The 13,110-nt window shown below is 71.4% G+C and carries 11 protein-coding genes; 7 read left to right on the top strand and 4 right to left on the bottom strand.

From position 1 onward, the window contains the following. Window positions 1-217: 217 nt before the first annotated feature. The 6 genes from ACO1BU_RS21005 (at window position 218) to ACO1BU_RS20980 (ending at window position 6,327) form a co-directional block, all read left to right on the top strand. Complete coding sequence (locus ACO1BU_RS21005) at window positions 218-727, top strand: DUF3016 domain-containing protein (RefSeq protein WP_424137926.1); 510 nt, start codon at window positions 218-220, stop codon at window positions 725-727. A 120-nt stretch (window positions 728-847) separates the two neighbouring features. Next, complete coding sequence (locus tag ACO1BU_RS21000) at window positions 848-1,054, top strand: DUF4089 domain-containing protein (RefSeq protein ID WP_424137925.1); 207 nt, start codon at window positions 848-850, stop codon at window positions 1,052-1,054. Then, window positions 1,051-2,451 (top strand): AtzE family amidohydrolase, encoded by a 1,401-nt coding sequence (locus tag ACO1BU_RS20995; protein ID WP_424137924.1) that lies wholly within the window; start codon window positions 1,051-1,053, stop codon window positions 2,449-2,451. Before ACO1BU_RS21000 ends, ACO1BU_RS20995 begins: the two co-directional genes overlap by 4 nt. Before the next feature lie 165 nt (window positions 2,452-2,616). After that, window positions 2,617-3,312 (top strand): winged helix-turn-helix domain-containing protein, encoded by a 696-nt coding sequence (locus tag ACO1BU_RS20990; protein WP_424137923.1) that lies wholly within the window; start codon window positions 2,617-2,619, stop codon window positions 3,310-3,312. Then, the gene (locus ACO1BU_RS20985) at window positions 3,309-4,661 is read left to right on the top strand and encodes a sensor histidine kinase (RefSeq protein ID WP_424137922.1); all 1,353 of its coding nucleotides are present in this window, start codon (window positions 3,309-3,311) and stop codon (window positions 4,659-4,661) included. Before ACO1BU_RS20990 ends, ACO1BU_RS20985 begins: the two co-directional genes overlap by 4 nt. A gap of 97 nt (window positions 4,662-4,758) precedes the next feature. Then, window positions 4,759-6,327 (top strand): DegQ family serine endoprotease, encoded by a 1,569-nt coding sequence (locus ACO1BU_RS20980; protein ID WP_424137921.1) that lies wholly within the window; start codon window positions 4,759-4,761, stop codon window positions 6,325-6,327. A gap of 105 nt (window positions 6,328-6,432) precedes the next feature. On the opposite strand, the gene ydfG is transcribed toward ACO1BU_RS20980, so the two are convergent. The 4 genes from ydfG to rsmI form a co-directional block, all read right to left on the bottom strand. Continuing rightward, entirely contained in the window at window positions 6,433-7,188 is a 756-nt protein-coding gene (gene ydfG, locus ACO1BU_RS20975) for a bifunctional NADP-dependent 3-hydroxy acid dehydrogenase/3-hydroxypropionate dehydrogenase YdfG (RefSeq protein ID WP_424137920.1), read from the bottom strand. Continuing rightward, the gene (locus tag ACO1BU_RS20970; protein WP_424137919.1) at window positions 7,185-9,527 is read right to left on the bottom strand and encodes a xanthine dehydrogenase family protein molybdopterin-binding subunit; all 2,343 of its coding nucleotides are present in this window, start codon (window positions 9,525-9,527) and stop codon (window positions 7,185-7,187) included. The genes ydfG and ACO1BU_RS20970 overlap by 4 nt, the downstream gene beginning before the upstream one ends. A 133-nt stretch (window positions 9,528-9,660) precedes the next feature. Continuing rightward, on the bottom strand, window positions 9,661-10,818 hold the full coding sequence (locus tag ACO1BU_RS20965) for a glycosyltransferase family A protein (protein ID WP_424137918.1): 1,158 nt from the start codon (window positions 10,816-10,818) through the stop codon (window positions 9,661-9,663). An 85-nt stretch (window positions 10,819-10,903) separates the two neighbouring features. Beyond that, window positions 10,904-11,755 (bottom strand): 16S rRNA (cytidine(1402)-2'-O)-methyltransferase, encoded by an 852-nt coding sequence (rsmI, locus tag ACO1BU_RS20960; protein WP_424137962.1) that lies wholly within the window; start codon window positions 11,753-11,755, stop codon window positions 10,904-10,906. A 38-nt stretch (window positions 11,756-11,793) separates the two neighbouring features. On the opposite strand from rsmI, the gene ACO1BU_RS20955 reads away from it, so the two are divergent. Then, window positions 11,794-13,071, top strand: a complete 1,278-nt coding sequence (locus ACO1BU_RS20955; RefSeq protein ID WP_424137917.1) for an ABC transporter substrate-binding protein — start codon at window positions 11,794-11,796, stop codon at window positions 13,069-13,071. Window positions 13,072-13,110: the final 39 nt, after the last annotated feature.

Raw genomic sequence — 13,110 nt, 5'->3', positions numbered from 1 at the left:
TCTATCGCCCACCTTCCGGGCCTGACGCGACGAATGGCACGTGCCCGCGCCCGGATCATGGATTCCCCACACAGCCGGCAGTTCGGGCTCACATCCCGGTACGGGAATGCTCCCACCCGACATGATGGCAAGGCAGCTGGCTGCCCGGCCCAGGCCCATGACGCACCAGCTCAGGCACCCCATCTCCAGCACCCACTCGGAAGAAGGGAGAGCAGAGATGCGTTCCGTCAGGTCCCTTGCCGCAGCCGTGCTGCTCCTGGCCATCGCGGGTGGCGGATCCGAAGCCCGGGCAGGCGACGCCCATGTTACCTTCATCGCCCCGGAACATTTCACCGATGCCAACCTGAACAGCGACCGCCCTGCCAAGGCCAACGCCCCGGCCCTGCGCGAACTGGCCGGGCACATCGAACACATGGCCAGGAACGGGCTGCCGGATGGCCAGAGGCTCGATGTCGAGATCACCGATATCGATCTGGCCGGGCGGTTCGAGCCCTGGCGCCTCGAGGCAAGGGACGCCCGCGTCGTGACGCCGGTGACCTGGCCCCGCATCGCCCTGCGCTACCGGTTGCAGGAAGGCGGACGGACAATCAGCACCGGCGAGGATGAGCTGCGCGACCAGGCCTTCGATATGCGCCCGGGCCGCCTGCGCTCTGGCGACCGGCTTTTCTCCGAAAAGGCAATGCTGGACGACTGGTTCCAGACCCGCTTCCCCGGCCGGCGCGGCTGACGGCGGCCCAAACCGGGACAGTTCGGTCTCCTGGACGGCATACCGGTTGCATCCTGCTCCTCGCGCCGTGGCACGGATGGGCGCCGATGCCGCGGCCAGCCCACCGGCCAGGAGGATCCGATGCCCGAAGACCTGCCCCCGCTGCCGGATGACGCCGCGCTGCTCATCTGTCTCGACGCTGCTGCCGCGCTGCACGGTATCCCGGTGGACCCGGCCTGGCGCGGCGAAATCCTGGCGAATCTGAGAACCATCGGGAACGCCGCGCGCCTCGTGCAGTCCTTCCCGCTGGAGGACGAGGCCGAGCCTGCGCCGGTGTTCCGGACATGAGCGAGGTCACGGGCGCCGGTGCCACGGCCTCGGCCATCGCCGCAGCCGTCGCATCCGGCACGACCACCGCCCGCGCGGTGATCGAGGCCGCGCTGGCGCGGATCGCCGCGCTGAACCCCGGCATCAACGCCTTTACCGACATCACCGCAAACCGCGCCCTGGCCACTGCGGACGCCCTGGACGCGCGCCGCTCGGCCGGCCAGCCGCTCGGCCCGCTGGCCGGCGTGCCCTTCGCCGTGAAGAACCTGTTCGACATCGCGGGCCGGCCCACCCGCGCCGGCTCCCTGATCAACCGGACCCGCGCGCCCGCCACGCGGGACGCCGCCCTGGTTCGCCGGTTGGAGGCAGCCGGCGCCGTGCTGCTGGGCGGCCTCAACATGGGCGAATACGCCTATGACTTCACCGGCGAGAACGCGCATGACGGCCCGTCCCGCAACCCGCATGACCCCAGCCGCATGACCGGCGGCTCCTCCGGCGGCTCGGGCGCGGCGGTGGCGGCGGGCATGGTGCCGCTGGCGCTCGGCTCCGACACCAACGGCTCCATCCGCGTGCCCTCCGCCTTCTGCGGCCTCTTCGGCCTCAAGCCCACCTATGGCCGCCTCAGCCGCGCCGGCAGCTTCCCCTTCGTCTCATCCTTCGACCATCTCGGCCCCTTCGCCCGCTCGGTACAGGATCTCGTCCTCGCCTATGACGCCATGCAGGGCGAGGATCCCGAGGATCCCGCCCAGGCCCCACGCCCGGCGGAACCCGCGCTTCCCGCCCTGGAAGCCGGGGCAAACGGCCTTCGCATCGCCGTCGCAGGCGGTTATTTCGCGCGCGGCGGCGATCCGGACTGCTTCGCCGCCGTGGCCCAGGTGGCCACGGCGCTCGGGGCAACGGACCGCATCGAACTGCCCGAGGCACATCGCGCCCGCGCCGCCGCCTATGTCATCACCGCCGCCGAGGGTGCCGCCCTCCACCTTCCCCGCCTGCGCGCGCGCCCGGCTGATTTCGATCCGGCCACGCGGGACCGCCTGATTGCCGGCGCCGCCATCCCCGCCGCCTGGGTCCAGCGCGCACAGCGCTTCCGCCGCTGGTACCGCAGCCAGGTGCTGGCGCTGTTCGAAAGGGTGGACATCATCCTCGCCCCTTCCACCCCCTGCCGCGCCCCCATGCTGGGCCGGACGACCATCGCGATGGATGGCGCGACCCTGCCGCTGCGCCCGAATCTCGGCGTCTTCACCCAGCCCATCTCCTTCATCGGCCTGCCCGTCTGCGCCGTGCCGGTTTGGCTGGATGGCGGCCTGCCGCTGGGCGTGCAGGTGATCGCGCCACCCTGGCGAGAGGATCTGGCCCTGCGCGTCGCACGGGCGTTGGAACGGATCGGCGTGGTGGGATGCCGCCCAGCGGTGTCATGAACGGTCGTGGAGGCGGCTGCAGGAGGCTCTGCCTGCTGGACCTCCGCCGGGGCCCCCGGCCCCCGCGATCCGTTATCGAGGAGGGGACGCAGGCCGAGGGATCGTCGCGCCGGTAAACTGCCGCTAAGGGTTGCGCCCGGGACCGGTCACGAGGGTCAGGGCCGAATGCGCATCCTGCTAATCGAGGATGATGTCGCCACCGCCGATTACGTCGCCAAGGGGCTGGGCGAGGAAGGCCATGTCGTGGACGTGGCCAAGGACGGCAGGAACGGCCTCTTCCTGGCCCTGAACGAACCCTTCGACGTCATCGTCACCGACCGCATGCTGCCCGGCCCGGATGGGCTGACGATCCTGCGCGCCCTCCGCGCCTCGAACATCACCACCCCCGTTCTCGTGCTCACCGCCCTCGGCGAGGTGGACCGGAAGGTCGAGGGGCTGGAAGCCGGGGCGGACGACTACCTCGCCAAGCCCTTCGCCTTCGCCGAGCTGCGCGCCCGCATCCGCGCCCTGGCCCGCCGCCCTGCCGCGCAGGCCGAGCAGCACGAGCTGGTGGTGGGCGACCTCCGCATGGACCTGCTGCGCCGCACCGTCACCCGCGGCGCCCGCGCCATCGAGCTGCTGCCGACCGAGTTCCGCCTGCTCGAATACATGCTGCGCCATCCCGGCGAGGTGCTGACCCGCACCATGCTGCTGGAGAAGGTCTGGGACTTCTCCTTCGATCCCACCACCAATGTCGTGGATGTCCATGTCAGCCGCCTGCGCCGCAAGCTGGAAGGCGGCGGGGAGGCGCCGATGATCCGCACCGTGCGGGGCGCCGGCTACATGCTTTCTCCGCCGGAGCCGGCCAGGGCCCCAGGGTGATCCGCCTCCGCAGCTTCGCCCCTCGGGTGGCGATGACCATCGCGGTCGTCGTGCTCGTCACCTCCTTCCTGGGCGCGGGCTGGGGCTGGCTGCGGGCGCAGGGCGCACTCCGCCAGCAGCTCGACCTCGTCCTCGCGGCTGAGGCGGAGGGCTTGCTGCGTGACTACGAGACCTATGGCCTGCGCGGGCTCTCCGAGGCCGCGGAGATCTACACCCGCCGCCGTGGCCCGCTCTTCGTGCTTCTTCAGACCCCCGATGGCCGCCCCATCGCCGGCCGCCTGCCCGCCCCTCCCGCCATCCTTCGCGGTTTCGCGACGCTTACTCCGCCCGGCGGTGAGCCCCCGCTCCGCGCCCTGGGCGCCATCCTGCCCGGCGGCGCGAACCTGATCGTCGCCACCGACCTTTCCTCCGTTGATCGCGCCGCCCTGGCCCTGGCCTGGACACCGCCGGTGGCCGGTGGCCTGGCCGCCCTGATCGCCATGGGCCTGGGCTTCCTGCTCGCCAATGGGCTGGAACGACGCCTCGCCGGCATCAGCACCGCCGCCCAGGCCGTGATGGCGGGCGACCTGACCCAGCGCCTGCCGGAAAGCGGCCGGGGCGACGAGTTCGACCGCCTCGCCGTCACCATCAACGCCATGCTGGCGCGGATCGAAACCCTGGTGGCCGAGGTCCGGCAGGTCACCGACGACATCGCCCACGACCTGCGCTCCCCGCTCTCCCGCCTGCGGCAACGGCTGGAAGCCGCCCTGGCCCGCGCCCGGGATCCGGAGGCGGATGCCGAGATGCTGGAAAGCGCCCTGGAGGAACTCGACCAGATCCTCGCCACCTTCTCCGCCCTCCTCCGCATCGCCCGCACCGAGGCCGGAACGGGACGCGAGGGCTTCGCCGAGCTCGACCTCTCCGCCCTGGTCGCCCAGGTGGCCGAGGCCTATGCCCCTGTGGCCGAGGAAGCCGGTCGCCAGATCGAAACGGCCATCGCCCCGGGCCAACGCGCCACCGGCAGCGCGGCCCTGCTGCGCCAGGCCCTGGCGAACCTGCTGGACAACGCCCTGACCCATGGCGCCGGCACCATCCGCGTCGTGCTCCGCCCCGCTTCCGCATCAGGGGAACCAGGGCTGGAAGTCTCCGACCAGGGCCCAGGCATCCCACCGGAGGAGCGCGACAAGGTCATGCGCCGCTTCTATCGCCTGGACCGCAGCCGGGGCACGCCGGGCACGGGTCTCGGCCTCTCGCTCGTCGCCGCCGTGGCCCGCCTGCATGGCGGAACCCTGACGCTGGATGACGCCACGCCCGCCCCCGGCCTCCGGGCGGCGCTGACTCTCCCACGGGCGACGCCTCCCGGATTCTGAAATCCCTTTCATGATCCTGTCGGCGATCCTCCACCGCCGCCGTCCCAGATTCCCGCCATCCGACGGGCCATCCGTCGCAGGAACAGGACACAGGCAGATGTCGAACCCCTCCAACCGCCGCCGGGGCGCCGCCCTCGGCGCCCTGCTGCTGGCCGGCACCGCCCTCTCCGGCGCCGCCGGCTGGCTTCCCGTGCCGGCCTTCGCCCAAGCCCAGCCGAATCTGACTCAACCGGCCCAGACCCAGACACAGGCGCAACCCACCCAGACGCAGCCCAACGCCCCCGCCGTGGCCGCCCCGCAGGTCGCGCTGCCCGGCTTCGGCGATCTCGTCGCGCGCGTCCGCCCGGCCGTCGTCACCATCACCGCCACCGAGCGCGCCGAGGCCGAGAATGTGGGCTCCCCCTTCCCCAAGGGCTCACCGCAGGATCGCATGTTCCGCCGCTACTTCGGCGAACAGGGTCCCAGCCGCGGCGAGGGCCGCCAGGTCCAGGCGCTCGGCTCCGGCTTCATCATCGATGCCGCGGGCCATATCGTCACCAACAACCACGTCGTGAACGGCGCGACCGAGGTGAAGGTGACGCTGGATGACGGGCGTAAACTGCCTGCCCGCATCGTCGGCCGCGACCCACGCACCGACCTCGCCTTGCTGAAGGTTGATGCCGGCGCCCCGCTGCCTTTCCTGAATCTCGGCAACTCCGACACAGCCCGGCCCGGCGACTGGGTGGTGGCCGTCGGCAACCCCTACGGCCTCGGCGGCACGGTCACGGCGGGCATCGTCTCGGCGCGCGGCCGCGACATCCACAGCGGCCCCTATGACGACTTCCTGCAGATCGACGCGCCCATCAACCGCGGCAATTCCGGAGGCCCGCTCTTCGCGCTGGACGGCTCGGTCATCGGCGTGAACACCGCGATCTTCAGCCCCTCCGGCGGGTCGATCGGCATCGGCTTCGCCATTCCGTCCAACCTGGTCAGCAGCGTCATCACGCAGCTCCGGGAGCACGGCCGGGTGGAACGCGGCTTCCTCGGCGCGATGACACAGCCGGTTGATGCGACCATGGCCCGCGCCCTGCACCTGCCAAAGCCCGAGGGCGCCCTGGTCGCCCAGGTCGAACCCGACAGCCCGGCCTCCCGCACCGGCCTGCAGCCCGGCGATGTCGTGACGGCGGTGGGCGACACCCCCGTGCACAGCCCGCGCGACCTGGCCCGTGCGATTGCCGATCTGCGGCCTGGCACGGAAACCACCCTGATCGCGCAACGCAACGGCAAGGAAACGCGGCTTGAGGTGAAGGTCGCGGCGCTTCGCGACCAGCAGGCCGCGAATGATGCGGGTGACGAAGGCCAGCAGCGCGGCCGCCTCGGCGTCGCTCTGGCGACGGTGGAGGAGGCGGAGCAGGCCGGCCTGGACCTGCCGCGCGGCACACAGGGCGCCGTCATCGCCGAGGTTCAGCCGGGTAGTCCGGCGGACGACGCCGGTCTGCGGCAGGGCGACGTCATCACCGCCATTGGCGGCAAGAAGGTGCAGAACCCCGAGCAAGCCGTCTCCGCAATTCGCGACGCGCTGCGGAGCAATGATGGCGCCGTGGCCCTGCAGGTGATCCGGGACGGGCAACCCGCCTTCGTGGCGGTGCAGGCGCCGGCTCACGGCCACGGTCCGCGCCAGGGCTGACAGAGAGCGGGCGGCGGGGGAGCATCCCTCCCGCGCGGCCCGAACTTCCCCGATCTTCCGCCGCGATCCCCGCAACCGGAGATCGCGGCGGCTTCGGTTCTGGCCTCAGCGCCCGGGCTTGTGCACCCGCAGCGGCCCGAAGCTCTGGGCCACCGGCATCACCTGCAGCGTGTTCACATTCACCCGCGCCGGCCGCGTCGCCACCCAGTGCACGGCATCGGCGATGTCCTCCGGCGTCAGCGCATCCGCGCCCTCATAAATCGAGGCCGCCTTCGCGTCGTCGCCGTGGAAGCGAACGTTGCTGAACTCCGTGCCGCCGACCAGCCCGGGTTCGATATCCGTCACCCGCACCGGCGTGCCATGCAGATCGGCCCGCAGGTTCAGGCTGAAATGCCGGACGAAGGCCTTGGTCGCGCCATAGACATTACCGCCGGGATAGGGCCACTCACCGGCCGTCGAGCCGATATTGATGACATGCCCATGCCCGCGGGAGACCATGCCCGGCAACACCGCGCGCGTGACATAGACGACACCCTTCACATTGGTATCGATCATCGCCTCCCAGTCATCGAGATCCGCCTGCTGCGCCGGCGCCAACCCCAAAGCGAGGCCCGCATTGTTCACCAGCACGCTGATCCCGGACCATTCGGGCGGCAGGTCGCCGATACCCGTCTCCACGGCCACGCGATCCCGCACATCCAGAACCAGGGGCAGCACCTTGTCGCTGCCCAGCTCGTCCCGCAGCGCATTGAGCCGCTCGGCGCGCCGGCCGGCCGCGATAATCTTCGCGCCGTCCTGCGCGAAGCGGCGCGCGATGGCCAAGCCGAACCCGGCCGTCGCCCCGGTGACGAGAACGATCATGCCACGGCTCCTCCATTGACGGCCTGCCAGACGCGCGGCGGCGTCGCCGGCATATCCAGATGCTTCACCCCCCGCTCGGCCAGCGCATCCACCAGCGCATTCATGACGGAGGGCAGCGAACCGGCGCAGCCCGCCTCACCGCAGCCCTTCACCCCCAGCACATTGGTGCGCGCCGGCACGGGATGGCTGGCAAAACCGAAGAAAGGCGCATGCCCCGCCCGCGGCAGCCCGTAATCCATGTAGGACCCGGACAGCAGCTGCCCCTCGGGGTCATAGGCCGTCTGCTCCAGCAGCGCCTGGCCGATACCCTGCACAATGCCGCCATGCGCCTGGCCCGCTACCAGCATCGGATTCACCAGCACGCCGAAGTCGTTGACCGTCACATAGCTGACCACGGCCACCTCGCCCGTATCCGGGTCCACCTCCACCTCGGCGATGTGGCAGCCATTGGGGAAGGCGGAGTCCTCGTACTGGTCAGTGGTCGAGACATCGAGCGTGGCGGGCGTGCCATCCGGCAGCGTCCCCATCCCGCGCGCGCGCTCGGCGAGCTCCAGGATGCCGATGCCGCGATCCGTCCCCACGATGGCGAAACGGCCATCCGAGAACTCAATATCCTCCGCCGAAGCCTCCAGCGCCTGCGCCGCGAGCTTCCGCCCCTTCTCGATCACCTGCGTGCTGGCCGTGACGATCGCCTGCCCGCTCGCCATGATCGAGCGCGAGCCGCCCGTGCCGCCGCCCGCGATCAGCAGGTCGCTGTCACCCTGCTGCAGCCGGATCCTGTCGAACGGGATACCCAGCCGGTCCACCAGCACCTGCGCGAAGGGCGAGGCATGGCCCTGCCCGTAATCCAGCGTGCCCGTCAGGATGGTCACGCCGCCATCCTCGTCGAAGCGGATGCCGCCCATTTCCTTGGAGGGCGGCGCCGTCACCTCCAGGTAGTGCCCGATCCCGATGCCGCGCAGCTTGCCGCGCTTCCGGGCCTCCGCGCGTCGTGCCGGGAAGTTGTCCCAGTCCGCCGCGGCCAGCGCCTCCTCCAGGATCGCCGGGAAGTCACCGCTGTCGTAACGCATGCCGGACGGCGCGTCATAGGGGATCTGGTCGGCACGGATATGGTTGCGCCGGCGCAGCTCCACGCGGTCGATCCCCATCTCCCGCGCGGCCGTGTCCACCAGCCGCTCCATGTAATAATTGCCTTCCGGCCGCCCCGCGCCGCGATAGGCGCCGACCGGCGTGGTGTTGGTGAAGACGCAGCGCGTCGAAACCTCCACCAGCGGCGTGCGGTACACGCCGATCACATTCTTCACCGTGTTGCCGGTGGAAGGCAGCGTCGTCGCGTTGCTCATATAGGCGCCGAGATTGCCGTAGCCCGTCAGCCGCACCGCGAGGAAATGCCCCTCCGCGTCCAGCGCCAGCTCCGCCTCGAAATCATGGTCGCGCCCATGGCTGTCTGAGAGGAAGCTTTCCGAGCGCGAATCCGTCCACTTCACCGGCCGCCCGAGCTGCCGCGCGGCATAGAGAAGCGAGGGATATTCGGGATAGACGCTCGCCTTCATTCCGAAGGAGCCGCCGACATTGCCCGTCAGCACGCGCAGCTCCTCCGGCTTCACGCCCATCACCTTGGCGATGTTGCCGCGCATGCCGAACACGCCCTGGCTGCCCATGCGCAGCACGTAGCGCCCATCCTCCCAGGTCGCGAGCGCCGAGCGCGGCTCCATCGGGGAGACGACGACGCGGCTGTTGCGGATGGGCAGCTTCGTCACATGCGCCGCCCGCGCGAAGGCCGCCGCCACCGCCTCGGCATCGCCGTAGTGGAAATCGACGAGCTGATTGCCGGGCACGTCGTCATAGAGCTGCGGCGCCCCCGGCGCGACGGCGTCGCGCGCCTCGGTCACGGCCGGCAGCGGATCGATGTCCAGCACCACCGCCTCCGCGGCATCCCGCGCCTGCTTCGCCGTTTCCGCCACCACGATGGCCACGGGATCGCCGACGAAGCGCACCTTGTCCGTCGTCAGCACGGGCTGCCGCGGCGGGCGCGGCGCGCTGCCGTCGCGGTTCTTCTGCCCGATCAGCAGCGGCATGGGGCCAATCCCCGCCGCCTCCAGATCACGTCCGGTATAAATGGCCAGCACGCCCGGCATGGCGGCGGCCTCCGTCATGTCGATCCCGTTCAGGACGCCATGGGCGTAAGGGCTGCGGACCATCACCGCATAGACCTGCCCGGGCAGGGCAAGGTCGTCGCTGTAGCGCCCCTGGCCCCGCAGCAGCACGGGGTCCTCCTTCCGGGAGACGGGCTGGCCGATGCCGAATTTCAGCCTGGAGGGGTCGATCGGGGCGTTCATGCGGGCATCCTAACCTCTGTCCAGACCCCGGCGGAGCGCACCGGGATACCGCCGCAAGGTGGGCGGAGATGCTGCGCCGCGAAAGCCCCCCCGGCCGCGTCCCTGGCCAGCAGGCCGTCCCGGCCCGGCCGGTTCAGCCCTCGGCGGGGCGCGGATTGCGCCCGCGGAACTCCCGGCTGCCCAGCAGGATGTCCCGCACTTGCCGCACGGAGTGCCGCTCGGCCAGCGATTCCACCGCCTCATCCTCCGGCAGCCGGTCCAGCAGGTACCGGAACAGCATCACCACATCCTCGCGCGTCGCCGGCCGGTCCCGCTCCAGCCGTGTGCGCGCCTGCTCTTCCAGCAGCTTCGGCAGGCGCTCGGCCCGGTACTGCTCATGCCGCTTGCGCGGCTCGGAGATGATGGCGGACACCTGCGCATCCACCCCCGCCGCCAGGCGGTGTTCCGGCCCCTCCACCCAGCTCATGCGGTCGAAGCCCATGGCCCGGAACTTTTCCTCGCGGAAGGAGGCGCCCTGGGCGCCGATGTAGCGGCCAAAGCAAACATCGGTCATCACCCGCGCGATGCCCAGGGCGTTGCAGCCCACCGTCTTCACCGCATCCTGCGAAGAAGCGCCCGTTGCGACATCCAGCGACTCCATCCAGCGAAAGATCGCCAGATGGTCCCGGGCGGCATAATCGGCCCTGTCCAGGATCTCGTAATAGGGCGCCAGCCAGGCCCGCAGCCGCCTCCAGGGCTCCCGCCGCAGCCCGAAGCCCCAATGGTGCTGCAACATGGTCAGCCACGCCTCTGGCCCGGGCAGCGCGATATGGTGGTCGCCATAAGCCGCGAAATAGCCGACGCGCGGGTCACGATCCGAGAGCGCCCGCAACGCCTCCATGATACGCAGATATTCCGGGCCCAGCTCCAGGTCGTCCTCGAAGAAATAGGCGCAATCGGCATCCAGCGCCTCGAAGGCCAAGGCCTCGCCGCGCCGGATATTCGCCGCGATGCCCAGATTTCCGCGCGCCGCCGCGACCTGCCCGCGCGGAAAATGCGCGCGGAAGGCCCCGATGGAGGCCTCGATTTGCGCATCCTCCGCATAGCGCAGCCCGGTTCGGGGGGAGACGGGCCCATCCTGCAGCAGAAAGACCCGTCGCGGGTTCAGCACCACCCCTCGCTGGTTCGACAGGGAGGCGCAGACCCGCTCCAGATAGGCCGGCCGATTGAAGCCGAAGAGGATGATCGGCACGTCCAGCGGAACAGGCGCCGGTTCCGCATGCAGGGCCGGAAGAGGCAGTCCATCACTCATGGCTTCCGCCCCACCTCACGCTCGCGGCTTCGTGAAATTCATTCAAGAACGGATGGCTAGGGCCTGTGCGGCGGGAAGGCAACGGTCAGCCTTCCTCCCGCCCCAGCTCCAGCGCCCGGGCATAGACCTGCCGCCGCGGCAGCCCCGTGGCCGCCGCCACCATCGCCGCGGCATCGCGCAGCGATTCCCCGGCGGCCAGCGCGGCGCGCAGCCGCGCATCCACCTCCTCCACGCCGCTCGGCGCATCGGCCGCCGCCGGACCCACCACCACCACGATCTCCCCCCGTGCCGCATGTTCCGCGTAATGCGCGGCCAGGGCCGGCAGGGAATTTCGCCGCACCTCCTCGAATCGCTTGGTCAGCTCCCGCGCCACCGCCGCCGGGCGATCGCCAAAACCCTCGGCCAGGGCAGCCAGGCATTCGGCAAGCCGGTGCGGCGCCTCGAAGAAGACCAGCGTGGCCGAAAGCCCGGCCCCCTCCGCCGCGCGCAGCCGCGCGATCGCCTCCGCCCGCGCCCCCGCCTTCGGCGGCAGAAAGCCCATGAACAGGAAAGGCAACGGCGGCAGGCCCGAAAGGGTCAGCGCCATCACCGCCGCATTCGGCCCCGGCACGGCGGAAACAAAGATCCCCGCCGCCATCGCCGCCCGCGCCAGCCGGTAACCGGGATCGCTCACCAGCGGCGTTCCGGCATCGGAGACCAGCGCCAGCCTTGCCCCGCCCCGCAACCGCTCCAGCAGCCGCGGCACTTCCTGCGCCTCATTATGGTCGTGCAGGGCGTGCAGGGGCACGCCGATCCCGTGCCTCGCCAGCAGCGGTGCCGTCACCCGCGTGTCCTCGCACAGGATCAGATCCGCCCCCCGCAGGGTCACGACCGCGCGGGGAGAGAGGTCCCCCAGGTTGCCGATGGGGGTCGCGACCAGCCATAAACCAGGGGCGATTCCTGCGACCTGACCGCCAGCACCAGAAGGGACCCCGCGTGGATCCTCGTCCGTTCCGGGCCCCGGCCCTTCATCCCCGTCGCACTGCAAACCCGGTCTCCTCGCGCCATGACGTCCGCCTGCCGCTCTCCAAGGGGGCGGGACGCCGCCTGGGAGGCCTCGCGGCCCTGCTGGCCGTTTTGGGCCTGGCCGCCTGCGCCCCGCAACCGCGCAGCTTCCAGGCCCGTCCTGCCGCGCCGCTCTTCGGCGGGCCCAACCCCTATGCCGCGCAGGTTCCGCAGGAGCCCCCGACCGCCAAGATCGCCGTCCTGCTGCCGATGAGCGGCCCACAGGCGGCCCTTGGCCCCGCCATGATGAACGCAGCCACCCTCGCCTTGTTCGATGCCGGGCAGCCCGGGGTGGAGTTGATGCCGCGCAACACCACCGGCACGGCCGGCGGCGCCTCAGAGGCCGCGCGCGCCGCCCTGGCCGAGGGCGCCCGCGTGGTGGTCGGCCCGCTGACCGGCGCCGAGACGGCCGCCGCCGCCGGCCAGGCCCGCGCGATGCAGGTACCCGTGCTGGCCTTCACCAATGACGTGGACCAGGGCGGCAACGGTGTCTGGCCGCTCGGCATCACCCCAGCCCAGCAGGTGCGGCGGCTCCTCGCCTCCGCCCAGGCGGCCGGCATCCAGCGCGTCGGCCTCGCCGGGCCGGAAGGCGCCTTCACCCGCCAGCTCGCCGCCGCCCTCCGCAACGCGGCGCGCGATGCCGGGCTGCCCCCGCCCGTCGTCGTCACCTATCCCAACGCCGCCTCCCGCGCCCAGGCGGCCGGGCAGGTCGCCGCCCAGGCCGGCCAGGAGGGCCTCGGCCTGCTGATCCTCGGAGAGAGCGGCACCCAGGCCCGCGAGATGGCCGCGGCCCTGGCCAGTGCCGGCCTGGCCAGCCCAGCGATGCGGTTAGGCGGTACCCTGCTCTGGTTCGGCGACGCCAGCCTGTCCAGCGAGCCCGCCCTGGCCGGCGCCTGGATTCCAGGCCCCGACCCCATCGCCCGCAGCGGCTTCGAAGCCCGCTATCAGGCCGCCTTTGGGGAGCGTCCCCCGCGCCTCGCCGCCACAGCCTATGACGCGACGGCGGCGGCGCTGCGGGCCGTGCAGCCCGGCAATCCCACCGCCCAGGCCCGCCTGCCGGTGAACGAGCCGCTGACCGGCGCTGATGGCACCTATCGCCTGCTGCCCGACGGGCAGGTGCAGCGAGCGCTGGCCGTCTATGCGCTGTCCCCGGGCGCCGAGCCGCAGCCGGTCGACCCGCCGCTTCTGCCTGGTCTGGCCGGCTTCTGAGCGCACGTCCCTCCTGGCCGGCCCTGCTCCGGGTGGCGG

Origin of the sequence: Roseomonas chloroacetimidivorans (assembly GCF_049629625.1) — a bacterium.
In the GTDB taxonomy this organism is placed as follows: Bacteria; Pseudomonadota; Alphaproteobacteria; order Acetobacterales; family Acetobacteraceae; genus Roseomonas; species Roseomonas chloroacetimidivorans.
The sequence above is the reverse complement of the archived record's forward strand: the minus strand, read 5'-3'. Positions and strand labels throughout refer to the sequence as shown.